Consider the following 330-nt stretch of genomic DNA (forward strand, 5'->3'; position numbering starts at 1 on the left):
GGCCGGCCCCGTCCGCCTGTAAGAGCGCTGTGCAGTAGGCGGGCGTTAAAACGGCGCTGGGGATCAACGTGCTGATGGAACTGATCGGCGACCTGCTGCCGCCCGGCGTGCTCAACGTGGTGCACGGCTTCGGCAAGGAAGCCGGCGAAGCCCTGGCCACCAGCAAGCGCATCGCCAAGATCGCCTTCACCGGCTCGACCCCAGTGGGCTCGCACATCATGCATGCGGCGGCCGAGAACATCATTCCGTCCACCGTTGAGCTGGGGGGTAAGTCGCCGAACATCTTCTTCGCCGACATCATGAAAGCCGAACCGCAATTCATCGAAAAAG

1 pseudogene is annotated in these 330 nt (G+C 63.0%); it reads left to right on the forward strand.

Features of this window, described 5'->3' with window-relative positions:
* Positions 1 to 47: 47 nt before the first annotated feature.
* Positions 48 to 330, forward strand: a pseudogene (locus AC0L20_RS40380) (aldehyde dehydrogenase family protein); the annotation flags it as partial.

The sequence above is a fragment of the Bradyrhizobium sp. Kon58 genome (assembly GCF_055807455.1).